This is a genomic window from Acinetobacter brisouioides (assembly GCF_004331075.1).
Lineage (GTDB): Bacteria > Pseudomonadota > Gammaproteobacteria > Pseudomonadales > Moraxellaceae > Acinetobacter.
Window position 1 is genome coordinate 363,335 of sequence record NZ_SJNX01000001.1, and the last position, 12,434, is coordinate 375,768.

The 12,434-nt window shown below is 40.3% G+C and carries 8 protein-coding genes and 1 tRNA gene; 6 read left to right on the forward strand and 3 right to left on the reverse strand.

The features are described 5' to 3' along the window. Window positions 1–16: 16 nt before the first annotated feature. The 5 genes from metF (at window position 17) to E0H77_RS01740 (ending at window position 8,283) form a co-directional block, all read left to right on the forward strand. Window positions 17–853 (forward strand): methylenetetrahydrofolate reductase [NAD(P)H], encoded by an 837-nt coding sequence (gene metF / locus E0H77_RS01720; protein ID WP_131374516.1) that lies wholly within the window; start codon window positions 17–19, stop codon window positions 851–853. 22 nt (window positions 854–875) lie between these two features. After that, entirely contained in the window at window positions 876–1,589 is a 714-nt protein-coding gene (locus tag E0H77_RS01725) for a 16S rRNA (uracil(1498)-N(3))-methyltransferase (protein WP_131374518.1), read from the forward strand. Window positions 1,590–2,101: 512 nt separating this feature from the next. Further along, complete coding sequence (locus E0H77_RS01730; protein ID WP_228258275.1) at window positions 2,102–4,537, forward strand: bifunctional diguanylate cyclase/phosphodiesterase; 2,436 nt, start codon at window positions 2,102–2,104, stop codon at window positions 4,535–4,537. Between the two features lie 147 nt (window positions 4,538–4,684). Then, window positions 4,685–6,958, forward strand: coding sequence for an NADP-dependent malic enzyme (locus E0H77_RS01735; RefSeq protein WP_131374522.1), 2,274 nt, complete (start codon window positions 4,685–4,687; stop codon window positions 6,956–6,958). Between the two features lie 80 nt (window positions 6,959–7,038). Next, window positions 7,039–8,283 carry a multifunctional CCA addition/repair protein gene (locus E0H77_RS01740; RefSeq protein WP_131374524.1) on the forward strand — a complete coding sequence of 415 codons (1,245 nt, stop codon included), beginning with the start codon at window positions 7,039–7,041 and terminating at the stop codon, window positions 8,281–8,283. Between the two features lie 308 nt (window positions 8,284–8,591). Here E0H77_RS01740 and epmA read toward each other — a convergent pair whose 3' ends face one another. Beyond that, window positions 8,592–9,566, reverse strand: coding sequence for an EF-P lysine aminoacylase EpmA (epmA, locus tag E0H77_RS01745; protein ID WP_131374526.1), 975 nt, complete (start codon window positions 9,564–9,566; stop codon window positions 8,592–8,594). Next, complete coding sequence (locus tag E0H77_RS01750) at window positions 9,563–10,630, reverse strand: 4-phosphoerythronate dehydrogenase (protein WP_131374528.1); 1,068 nt, start codon at window positions 10,628–10,630, stop codon at window positions 9,563–9,565. Before E0H77_RS01750 ends, epmA begins: the two co-directional genes overlap by 4 nt. A gap of 423 nt (window positions 10,631–11,053) precedes the next feature. Here E0H77_RS01750 and E0H77_RS01755 point away from each other — a divergent pair, with 423 nt between their 5' ends. Continuing rightward, window positions 11,054–12,055: an MBL fold metallo-hydrolase gene (locus E0H77_RS01755; protein WP_131374530.1), complete on the forward strand. Its 1,002-nt coding sequence runs from the start codon at window positions 11,054–11,056 to the stop codon at window positions 12,053–12,055. A 234-nt stretch (window positions 12,056–12,289) separates the two neighbouring features. Here E0H77_RS01755 and E0H77_RS01760 read toward each other — a convergent pair. After that, window positions 12,290–12,379: transfer RNA gene (locus E0H77_RS01760), tRNA-Ser, on the reverse strand. Window positions 12,380–12,434 lie beyond the last annotated feature (55 nt).

Here is a 12,434-nt window from a genome sequence, read left to right on the forward strand (position 1 = left end):
ATAAAAAGGATTTGAAATGACCAAACGCGTACCGATTTCCTTTGAATTTTTCCCACCAAAAACCGATGCTGGTGCGGAAAAACTTCGTGCTGTACATCAAGATTTACAGCAACTGAATCCAGAATTCTTCTCCATCACTTATGGTGCAGGTGGTTCGACTCGCGAACGTACTCTTGCTGCTATCAGTGACTTTAATGGCAAAGGCACACCTGTAGCACCACACTTGTCATGTATTGGTGATGACAAAGCCCGTATCGCTGAACTTTTAGATTTATATAAATCTCAAGGTATTGACCGTATTGTGGCATTGCGTGGTGACTTACCATCAGGTCAGGTGGGTTTAGGCGAACTGCCTTATGCACAAGACTTGGTTCGCTTTATTCGTGAACATTCAGGCGATCACTTTAAAATTGAAGTGGCAGCATATCCTGAAATGCATCCACAAGCTGAAAGTTTTGACCTAGACATTCAACGCTTTGCGGAAAAAGTGCATGCAGGCGCCAATGCAGCCATTACTCAATTTTTCTTTAACCCAGATGCATACTTCTATTTTATCGAACGTATTGCCAAACTGGGTGTGCATATTCCAGTTGCACCAGGCATCATGCCAATTACCAATGCCAGCAACTTGATTCGCTTTGCTGATGGAACAGGTGCAGAAATTCCACGCTGGATTCGCAAACAGCTTCAGGCGTATGGCGATGACAGTAAGAGTATTCAGGCATTTGGTCATGAAGTTGTGGTCAAGCTTTGTGAACGTCTGATTGCTGGTGGCGCACCAAGCCTGCATTTTTATACCATGAATCATATCCAGCCAAATCGTCAGCTTGTGACGGATCTTGGACTCGCTTAATTTGTAACAGGTCACGAGCCCTATGAGTAATCGTTTTTTTATTGAAGCATCATTAACAGTGGGTCAGTCTATTGAGTTGACTGAAGTGGTGTTTCATCATTGGGTTCGCGTTCTACGTGCAAAATTAAACGATCAAGCCATCTTGTTTAATGGGCAAGGTGGCGAGTATTTGGTTGAACTCACAGAAATTAATAAAAAGAATGCTGTTATTCAGGTTCTATCTTTTGAACCAGCCAACCGTACGCCTCACTTTCAGGTTGTACTCGGACAAGTGATGAGTAAAGGTGACCGCATGGATTATGCGATTCAAAAAGCCACTGAACTCGGTGTACACCAAATTCAACTTCTAACCAGCGAACGCTGTGAAATGCGCCTAAAATATGACCGCGATCAGAAAAAAATCGATCACTGGCAAGCTGTTGCGATTGCCGCCTGTGAACAGTGTGGTCTAAATATAGTGCCAGAAGTGCTTGCACCCATTTCACTAGAAGAATGGTTTAGCCATTCCCTGCCTGCCACCAAGCTCGTACTTGCACCCGATACGAACGCTTTTGATATCGCTAAAGAGGCTACGCCTGATCTTGCGTTATTGATTGGCCCTGAAGGTGGCCTCAGTCAGGATGAGATTGCTCAAGCAAATGTTGCAGGTTTTAAAAACTGGTGTATTGGCGAACGTGTATTACGTACCGAAACCGCGCCCGTTGTCGCTTTAGCCATCTTAAATTATATTTTGTAGCACATAAAAAAATCACATTTCTATCGTATTCAGACATATACATTTGTCTTAAACAATACTATGTTAATACGATTACTTGCTATTTCGTTGATGAAAACGGACTTCGAATGCCATTTATGCAAAACGATGATTTTTCTAAAGAAATCGTATCGAGTCAGATTAAAAAATCAGCACACTATTTACGTTATTTGCTGGTAAGTACATTTGTTGTCTGTAATTTTATTTTTTTAAATTTTTATTTGAGATACCCAGATGAAGCTTATTACATCGGCATCTGGGCCCTATGTAGTAGTTTGTTCTTTATTCCTTGCTTTGTGTTCTTACACAAATTTGTGAGAAAAAAAACCCTTCGTATAACCATCATAGATTTAAGCAATAAATTCATTAGCATAGGGACAGGTTGTTCCATTGGCGCTGGGGTCTATTTACTACACATTTACCTACCTGGCAATTATTCCTCGATTCTATTTTATGACACGTTATATCTATCTTTAAGCTTAATCCTGAATTGCTTGATTTTCTGCCTAATTTATCTAACCCAACGTTTATCTTATTTTTTCTTAGTATTTGTCCCCGCAATTGCGCCGATTTTACTACTACAACCGATCAACCAGCAGATTTTTAACCAGTTATTTTATTTTGCTTTTGATTTTATTTTGGTGGTGATTTGTATTAGTGCTTTCGCACTCAACCGCATGCATCGAAAACTGGCAAAACTATTTATACGTAATGAGCAATTGATTCACAATGCCGAGCAACAAGTGCAATATTCACAGCGTGTTTGCAATGAATTACAACAAGAAATGCAGCACTCAAAAAATATTGAAACCCAACTGCAGGAATATTCCCAAAGCCTTCAGCAAACCATTCATGAGCGTACACACACGTTAGAAAAACAAAAACAAACGATTGAAATGGCCAATTCGATTGCCTCAGTGCATACATGGGAATGGAACATAATTAAGGGTACATTTGAAATCAATAATGCCCATGTTAAAAAACTAGAATTCCTTTCACTCGAAAAAGATCTCACCCAAGCCTTGCATCCTGAAGATATTCCATTATGTATAGAAAAATTACATCAGCACTTTAATCATGAAACTGAAATTTTTGAGTGTGAATATCGCGTTAGAGATGAAAATGATAAATGGGTGTGGGTGATTAACCGAGGTAAAGTTATTCAATACAATCCTTCAACATCAAAACCTATGATCATGATCGGGATTTTCCAAAATATTGATCGCCAGAAAAAAGATCATGATCGAATTCAGCAAGCGGCCAACATCATAACGCATGTGGAAACAGGAATTGTGATGCTGGACGAGCAATTACGTTATGTAGAAGCCAATCCTTATTTCTTTACCCTGTCCAATTTAACGCCCGAACAAGTTCTTGGAAAACAACTGTTTGAAATTACAGATAACTATCGTCCACGACAACGTAGCTTTCATTATTCAATTACTGAACAATTACTAAAAAATGCTGAATTTGATGCTGAGTTTGAAGAAAAATTTATTTCAGGCAAAGAGTTAAGTCTACGTTTACGCCTAAATGCGATTCGAGATAATAAGCAACGGATTGTCAACTATGTCGGTATTTTTTCTGACCTAACCAAGATAAAACAACAAGAGCGACGCGTTTCCTATCTGGAAAATTACGACATTGTCACGAATTTACCCAACCGTTTTTATTACAACTATAAAATCTATCAATTTTTAATTACCAATAGTGACACCATTCATCAACTTGCCATTATTCGTTTGTCTATTGATCGTTTTACTGCACTCTATGAATTTCTAGGCAATCAAAATACATCCGAATTACTCAAGCTCGTGGCTCAACGCCTACGCCTATGCAATCCAAATGCGTTAATGGTCGCCTATTTGAACCGCGATGATTTTGTCATCGTGTATGAGCTCAATCATGTTCAACCGAGCATCCAAACCATCTGTGAGCAGATTCGTCAGTATTTTCATCAGGCAGTTAAAATTGCAGAACAAGAACTGATTATTACGTTATCAATTGGCGTGGCAATTTATCCCGAACATGCCAGTCAGTTTGAACAACTCAATAACTGTGCACAACAAGCACTGAATCATGCGCGTCGCTTAGGCGGAAATACGATTCAGTATTACACCAAGTCACATGACAGCCTATATGACAAAGATGTAAATCTAGAAAATGAATTACGTCAGGCACTACGAAATAAAGAGCTCGAAGTTTATTTTCAACCCAAAATCCATATTCAGAATGATCAAATCATAGGCTTTGAAACGCTGATTCGTTGGAATCACCCAGAAAAAGGCTTACTGCATCCGACCCAATTTTTACCTGCAGCGCAGCAAACCAGCTTAATTTCCGATATTGGCGAATATGTTTTATTTACTGCAATTGCTCAACTGCGTGAATGGCAAGATCAAGGATTACCAGAGGTTTTTCTCTCGATCAATATTGATGCCCAACAGTTGTATCGCGGACAACTCGTAGAACATCTTGATACGGCACTGAACCGTTACCAAGTAGCAGGTAAATATGTTGAGTTTGAAATTACTGAAGCTTCATTGATTGAAAATAGCGAATATATTCATAATCTGTTACATCAACTCAAGCAGCGTCATATTCAACTGTCTTTAGACGATTTTGGGACAGGTTACTCATCAATGGCATACTTAACCGAGTTTCCATTTGATGTCTTAAAAATTGATAAAAGCTTTGTGCAGAATATGCACATGAAGCGTCACAATGCGATTATCAATGCCATTATTGCTATGGGTAAAGCCATGGATCTAAAAATTGTGGCTGAAGGAATTGAAACTCAAGAACAGCTTGATTTCTTGCGTGAAAAACAATGTGACATTGCGCAAGGCTTTTACTATGCAAAACCACTCAACAAAGCTGATGCTAGCCAGTATTTGCAGACTTTTCCAAGCAAATTCACACCATCATAACTAAAATTTATAGTGAACATCATTAACATAGGAATTTTTCGCTGCTTGTAACTGTGCGAAAACAAAAACAAATGATATAGTCAATTAGATTTTTTTTTGTGCCAGGACCGTTAAGTTACTGGATTAACTGTTGTAAATGAGATGCAAATGGACGACCAAACACTAAAACAGCAAGCTTTAAATTATCATGAATTTCCACGCCCAGGTAAAATCAGTGTTACGCCAAGCAAACAACTGGTTAACCAACGCGACTTAGCCCTTGCTTACTCACCTGGCGTTGCGGCGCCATGTTTAGAAATCGCGCGTGATCCTTCAACAGCAGCTAAATATACAGCACGTGGTAACCTCGTTGCCGTGGTTAGTAACGGTACTGCCGTTCTTGGTCTAGGTAATATTGGCCCACTGGCTTCAAAACCTGTGATGGAAGGTAAAGGTGTCCTGTTTAAAAAGTTTGCTGGTGTAGATGTCTTTGACATTGAAATTGCTGAAAACGATCCAGACAAAATTGTCGATATCGTAGCAGCACTTGAACCAACATTCGGCGGGATTAACCTCGAAGACATCAAAGCACCAGAATGTTTCTACATTGAGAAAAAATTGCGTGAACGCATGAACATTCCTGTGTTCCATGACGATCAGCACGGTACCAGTATTATTGTTGGTTCAGCATTACTCAATGCATTGAAATTAACAGGCAAGAAAATTGAAGAAATAAAAATTATTGCTTCAGGTGCAGGTGCAGCCGCACTTTCTTGTTTAAATTTACTTTGTGCATTAGGCGCACGTAAAGAAAACATTACTGTTGCCGACTCTCGTGGTCTATTAACCACGTCACGCGAAGGTCTAGACGACTCTAAAAAACATTATGTACAAGATATTCCACAGACTCAGTTACATGAAGTCATGGAAGGTGCAGACATGTTCCTGGGTCTTTCTGCGGCAGGTATTCTCACCAAAGACATGGTGAAGAAAATGGCGGCAAACCCGATTATTTTCGCTCTGGCAAACCCAGATCCAGAAATCTTACCTGAACATGCTCATGAGGCACGTCCAGATGTCATTATGGCAACAGGCCGTTCTGACTATCCAAACCAAGTCAATAACGCACTGTGTTTCCCATATATCTTCCGTGGCGCACTAGATGTTGGTGCAACAACCATTAATGAAGAAATGAAAATTGCCTGTGTACATGCGATTGCCCGTATGGCACACGTTGAAGCTGATGCCTCAACTTATGGTGAAAAATCGGCAGCTTTTGGTCGTGACTACCTGATTCCTCGTCCACTCGATCAACGTCTAATTTTGGAAATTGCACCTGCGGTTGCACAAGCAGCTATGGATTCTGGTGTTGCGACTCGTCCAATCGAAAACTTCGCAACTTACCGTCAACACTTGTCTGAGTTTGTTTACAACTCGGCATTTGTAATGAAACCAATTTTTGCACAAGCAAAAAGTGCACCGAAACGTATCGCTTATGCTGAAGGTGAAGATCTTCGCGTATTGCGTGCAGTACAAGTGGTCGTCGATGAAGGTTTGGCATTCCCAATTTTGGTTGGTCGAACTAAAGTCATTGAAGCGAACATTCAACAGTTGGGCTTGCGTCTAGAAAACGGTGAAAACATCGAAATCGTTGACCAAGAACAAAACCCATCATACGAAGAGTTCTGGAAAGACTACTACAATGCCATGCAACGTAAAGGCGTAACGATTGAGTATGCTCAACGTGAAGCACGTCGCCGCTCAACACTTATCGCAGCAATGCTGGTGAAATTTGGTCAAGCAGATGGCATGCTTTGTGGTACGTATAGTAGCTATGATATTCACTTGGACTTCGTGCGCAATGTGATTGGTTTAAAAGAAGGCATGAACAACTTCTTTACGCTTAATGCTTTAATGCTAGAAGACCGTAACCTGTTTATTGCCGATACCTATGTCAATACCAATCCAACAGCTGAGCAATTGGCTGACATGACAATTTTAGCAGCTGCTGAAGTTCGTCGTTTCGGTATTGAACCGCGTATTGCGTTACTTTCACACTCAAGTTTTGGTAGCAATCAGGACGATCCAAGCGCGCAGAAAATGCGTGAAGTGTATCGCTTACTTGCTGAACAAGCACCAGAGCTTGCAGTTGAAGGTGAAATGCATGGTGATGCAGCACTTGATGAAAATATTCGTCATTTTGCATTCCCGAACTCAAGCTTCAAAGGCTCTGCAAACTTGCTGATTATGCCAAACCTAGATGCAGCCAATATTTCATTTAACCTGTTGAAATCTACTTCAGGTAACAATGTAACAATTGGTCCAATCTTGCTTGGCGCTGCAAAACCAGTTCATATTTTAACACCAACAACAACGACTCGTCGTTTGGTGAACATGACTGCGTTAACAGTCGCTGAAATTCAGCAAGATCAACAAGCTTAAATACAATTTTAAGCCCACAGCTTAGACTTGTACAAACCTCTATTCTGTTGCATGATTGCTTCTAGAATAGAGGTTTTTTCATGCAAATTTATTTAGTAGGTGGTGCTGTCCGAGATCAGTTACTTGGACACCCCTATCACGAGAAAGATTATGTAGTGGTGGGTGCGACACCCGAACAACTCATCGCACAAGGCTTCCAACCTGTTGGGAAGGACTTCCCTGTTTTCTTGCATCCTGACACCAAAGATGAATATGCGCTTGCCCGTACTGAGCGCAAACAAGGACATGGTTATCATGGATTTGAATTTTTCACTTCACCAGAGATTAACCTCGAAGATGATTTAATTCGACGTGACCTGACTATCAATGCCATTGCACAGGATATTCAAGGTAACATCTATGACCCGTATGGTGGTCAGCAAGATCTTGAAAATAAAGTACTGCGTCATGTTTCTGATGCTTTTAGCGAAGACCCGCTGCGCGTGCTTCGCGTCGCGCGTTTTGCAGCACGTTATGCTGAATATGACTTTAAAATTGCCGATGAAACTTTGGCACTTATGACGCATTTAGCCAAATCTGGCGAGTTAAGTTGTTTAACCGAAGAACGTGTCTGGAAAGAAACCTCACGTGCGTTAATGGAAAAACATGCCGATGTATATTTTCAGGTCTTACGGGATTGTGGTGCATTAAAAATTCTGTTCCCTGAAATTGATGCCTTGTTTGGCGTTCCACAACGTGCTGAATACCATCCAGAAATTGACTGTGGTATTCATACCCTGATGTCTTTGCAACAAGCCTGCCAAGCCAACTATAGCCTAGATGTTCGTTTTGCAGTACTGATACATGATTTGGGTAAAGCATTAACGCCAGAAGATGTTTTACCGCGGCATATCTTGCATGAACAGCGCGGAGTTGAGCCTGTCACCGAACTGTGTGACCGACTCAAAGTGCCAGCCAGTACTAAGCAATTGGCAATTGTGGTTTGTAAAGAACACTTAAAATGCCATCAGGCATTTACCTTAAAACCAGGAACACTATGGCGTTTACTACAACGGCTTGATGTTTTACGTCGCCCTGAGCGCGTTGAGGCATTTATACAAGCATGTGAATGTGATGCACGTGGACGTTTAGGCTTAGAACTGCGTCCTTACCCACAAGCAGACTACCTACATGCAGCGATTGAATGTGTACGTAATATTAAAGCGCAAGATTTACCTGCTCACATTACAGGTGCAGATATTGGTGAAATGCTGATTCAACGGCGTATTGATGCGTTGGCACAGTTAAAACATGAACACATGAACCAACAACAGCCATCATTTTGATGGCTGTTGTTTACTTCGTGTGAGCTTAAAAAAAGCTCTCACTTCAAATATTTAAGAAAATAATCATAATTACAGAGTCTTACAATTTTGACTCATACGCCAACATTAACCTTCGGTTCGACCTGAGAAGCACTGCTTCGCAAGGCTTTCGGGAAAAGTAGGCAAAACCATCATCATCTGCAAAACTCGCTCAATACCATCTTTTATTAAAGAAATTGCAAAAACAGAATATTACAAATACTGATTTGGCTCGAAAAGTTGCAGATGCTATGTATCCAATTTCTAAAAATATTTTATAAAATAATTAATTAAGCAATATCCGCAGGAAATGTAATCACCTGCTCAAGCTTCAATTTATATTGAGCAATCATCAACAAACGGTCAATGCCCAAAGCAATACCTGAACATTCGGGCATGTGCGGTAAAGCAGCTAACAGATGTTCATCAATCGGCATTACCGTTAAGCCCTGCGCTGCACGTTCAGCATTGTCTGCCACAAAACGCTGACGCAACACCTCGGCATCAACCAGTTCATCATAGGCATTTGCCAGTTCCAAACCTTCAATATACACCTCAAAACGTGCGGCAACCTGTTCGCCATCTTCATCGGTTTTGACTTTTGCCAACGATGCCATTTCAGGCGGAAAGTCAGTTAAAAAAACGGGCGTATCAAAACCTAAACTTGGCTCGACCACATGGGAAAACAGTAAGTCCATATAGGCAAGTCGGTCATCACCCAAATCCAGATTTAGCCCGACACGACGTGCAGTATCTTTTAGCTGCTGTAATGTGGCTTGTAATGGATTGATATCTAGGCGATCCTGAAAGGCATGCTTGTAGCTCAGCACCATCGGGCGTAAGTCAGAAAAACGCTCTGCCAGACACACATTCAACAACACAGAAGTTTCATGCATTAAATCAGTTAGACTAAATGCAGGGCGATACCATTCCAGCATGGTAAATTCACTGTTGTGCTTGCGCCCATGTTCATCATCACGAAAGACTTTGCAGATCTGAAAAATTGCACCGCTACCGCTTGCTAGCAACCGCTTCATGGCAAATTCGGGTGAAGTTTGTAAATAATGGGTTTGCTGCTGGCCATTGACATGGCGTAATGCAGGCACTGAAGCCAAATGCACATCGGTCACAGCCGCTTGTGACAACACAGGCGTTTCAACTTCCAATACATCTCGCTCAGCAAAAAACTGACGAATGCGTTGATACATTTTGGCGCGGGCTTTGAGGGCTTGAACATCACAAGTCGGTTGAAAATTTTGACTCATGCCTGTGGCCCTCCATGTGCTGCCCATTCACGGCGCAATGGATAATTTTTACGTAAAGTATCAAACGCAGGTTGATGCACCCAACCATCGACCACACAGGCACGTAAATTGGCATCATCTTGTGCAATATCATAAATTTTTGAGAGATGCTGCACCAAGGCTTGTTTTAAGTCCTGCCCCTGAAAAAATTGTTCACAAACAGGTAACTGACTACGAAAATCTTTGTTGATTGTCAGCTGATATTTTTTACAAAATGCCTCGTAAATCATTTGTGTGCCACGTGCCTTACCTTCAAGACTATAGCCTGCGATATGCGGCGTGACCAAAGTCACCAAGTCGAGGAGCTCTTGTGAAATCATCGGCTCATGCTCAAACACATCTAGCACCACTTTACGCTGTGTTTGGCGAATGTCTGCCATGAGATCTTGTTCGGCAATCACAGCACCGCGAGAGCTGTTGATTAAAATCGTGTCAGGTGACAGTTGTGCCAAGCGCTGAGCATTGATTAAATGATAAGTTGCATACTGCCCTGTTTTCACCATTGGTACATGCAAAGAAACAGCATTGGCATGTTGTAGCAATGTACTTAAATCGACCTGTTCAATCTGCTCACACTGTACTAGAGGGTCGCAGCCCAAGACTTTCCAGCCCAGCAATTTTGCCATGGCTGCCAAACGTGTGCCGACATTGCCCAATCCAACAATTCCTAAACAAAAACTGTCTGCGGCATCAATCAGTTCGGGTTTGAGTTTTAACAGTGCCGTAATTACGTATTCAGCGACAGCCTGTGCATTGCAGCCTGCAGCATTTGCCCAAGTAATACCTTGTTGTTCCAGATAAGGAATATCGAGATGGTCTGTACCAATGGTGGCACTCGCTACAAATTCTACGGGTGTGCCCTGAAGTAATGCAGCGTTGACTTGAGTTACGGAACGTACAAGCAGTGCTTGAGTTTTTATAAGATTTTGCTGTGTCAGGGTTCGCCCTGCATGATGCTGAATATCTGCCAAATCGGCAAAGAAATAGTCTGTAAATGCCAGATTCTCATCTGCAACAATGTTCATGCATGATCACCACAATTTAAGATGGCTTCATGATAGCGTTCCTGTGGGCGTTAGGCTATAGATGAGTTCTTTCAATCCTAATCAGCAAAGATTCATACATCATTAATCTATAATGCTAAATTTTTTGTGTTAGACAATCATCAAAGTAGTATAGAAATTTTAATTAACCATACTAGAAGCTAAGAATAGCTCAGAATATGCAAGATAATTCGGGTTAGCTTTTAAAATCAACCATTGTGGTTACGCATAAATGAAAATCACATAAACTTGGTAAAGTCCACAAATTCCAATTCTCTGTATTTATATTATCAATACAGTGTATTTTCCTTGACGAATAGATTAAAAAAATAGCTCTTGCTAAGGTGAAATTGTATTTTGATTAAAAATACAGAGAACTAATCTTTTCATAGACAGGAACGCAAAATGATAAAATGGAATTTAAAATCAGCTAGTTATTTGATAATGTTCAGCATCTTTTCATGCTCTAGTTATGCAGGCAACCATATTCAAACAGCAAACGAAAATGCAAAAATAGAGTTGATTACTTTAGGCGTAGCTGGTGGGCCACTGCCACGCAAAGAGTCAACTCAAGTATCTGACTTGCTTGTCATAAACAATAAGCCTTATTTGATTGATGCTGGCGATAATGTTACGCGAAGAATTGTTCAGGCAGATTATGATTTTAAAAAGATTAGTCCGATTTTTATCACACACCCACATAGCGATCATACTTTAGGTTTAGCAACTTTATTAATTTCTCAATGGGAATATCAAAGACGGGAACTCGTTGATATCTATGGACCTTCTGGATTAAATCAAATTTCCAAAGGTATTTTTGAATTTGCAAAAGCCAATGAAGAAATTCGTTGGGCTGAAGGAAAAAAATCATCTCTAAAAGACTTAGCCAAGTTTCACGAGGTTGGAGAAGGATCAATCTATAAAGATCAAAATGTTACTGTTTATGCAGTAGAAAATAACCATTTTCATTTTTCTCCGAATACCCCACCCTATGGCAAATATAAATCATATTCTTATAAGTTTGTGACACCAACCAAATCCATTTTTTTTACAGGTGACACTGGCCCATCCGCAAACATGGAAAAGTTGATGAAAGGTTCAGATGTATTGGTTTCCGAAGTGATTTCGATTCCAGATACTATTGATGCATTTAAAAAAAGTGGGATTTGGCAAAAGAAAACCACATCTGAACAAGAAGGTATGATTAAACACTTTCAAGAAGAACACTTAACACCTGAACAGATTGGCATAATGGCGACTAAAGCCGGTGTAAAAACAATTATTTTGACGCACTTCACCCCTACAGTAAATGATCATGATAACTTTGAACGATATGCAGATAGAGTTAAAAAAGATTTTAAAGGTGATGTCCTAATATCAAAAGATCTACAAAAATTTAAATTCTAATTTAAATTTTTTTTATAAGCGCTCATTGCAAAATGAGCATTTATAACTATTTAAACTACTGCAGATATTATTTTCTGACGCTGTATTAAGCCTAAATAAATTTTCATTATGAAAACTAAAATCCTGCCAATTTATCAATTTTTATCTAAATAAATTCAAATTTTTAAATGGTATTAAGTCAAACTAATTTTATATAAAAAAAGCCCCTGCATCTCTGCAAGGGCTTTTAGAATTTGGCGGAAGCGGTGAGATTCGAACTCACGGAGGACTCACACCCTCGTCGGTTTTCAAGACCGGTGCATTAAACCGCTCTGCCACGCTTCCATGTGCGTAAGAATACAAAGACTCATCTTTGATTTCAAGAAAAATATTCATCCAG

What these genes read in the sequence shown, in the direction of transcription:
- E0H77_RS01750 (WP_131374528.1), bottom strand. Translation starts at nt 10,630, where the DNA reads ATGAACATTGTTGCAGATGAGAATCTGGCATTTACAGACTATTTCTTT.
- E0H77_RS01755 (WP_131374530.1), top strand. Translation starts at nt 11,054, where the DNA reads ATGATAAAATGGAATTTAAAATCAGCTAGTTATTTGATAATGTTCAGC.
- epmA (WP_131374526.1), bottom strand. Translation starts at nt 9,566, where the DNA reads ATGAGTCAAAATTTTCAACCGACTTGTGATGTTCAAGCCCTCAAAGCC.
- E0H77_RS01740 (WP_131374524.1), top strand. Translation starts at nt 7,039, where the DNA reads ATGCAAATTTATTTAGTAGGTGGTGCTGTCCGAGATCAGTTACTTGGA.
- E0H77_RS01735 (WP_131374522.1), top strand. Translation starts at nt 4,685, where the DNA reads ATGGACGACCAAACACTAAAACAGCAAGCTTTAAATTATCATGAATTT.
- metF (WP_131374516.1), top strand. Translation starts at nt 17, where the DNA reads ATGACCAAACGCGTACCGATTTCCTTTGAATTTTTCCCACCAAAAACC.
- E0H77_RS01725 (WP_131374518.1), top strand. Translation starts at nt 876, where the DNA reads ATGAGTAATCGTTTTTTTATTGAAGCATCATTAACAGTGGGTCAGTCT.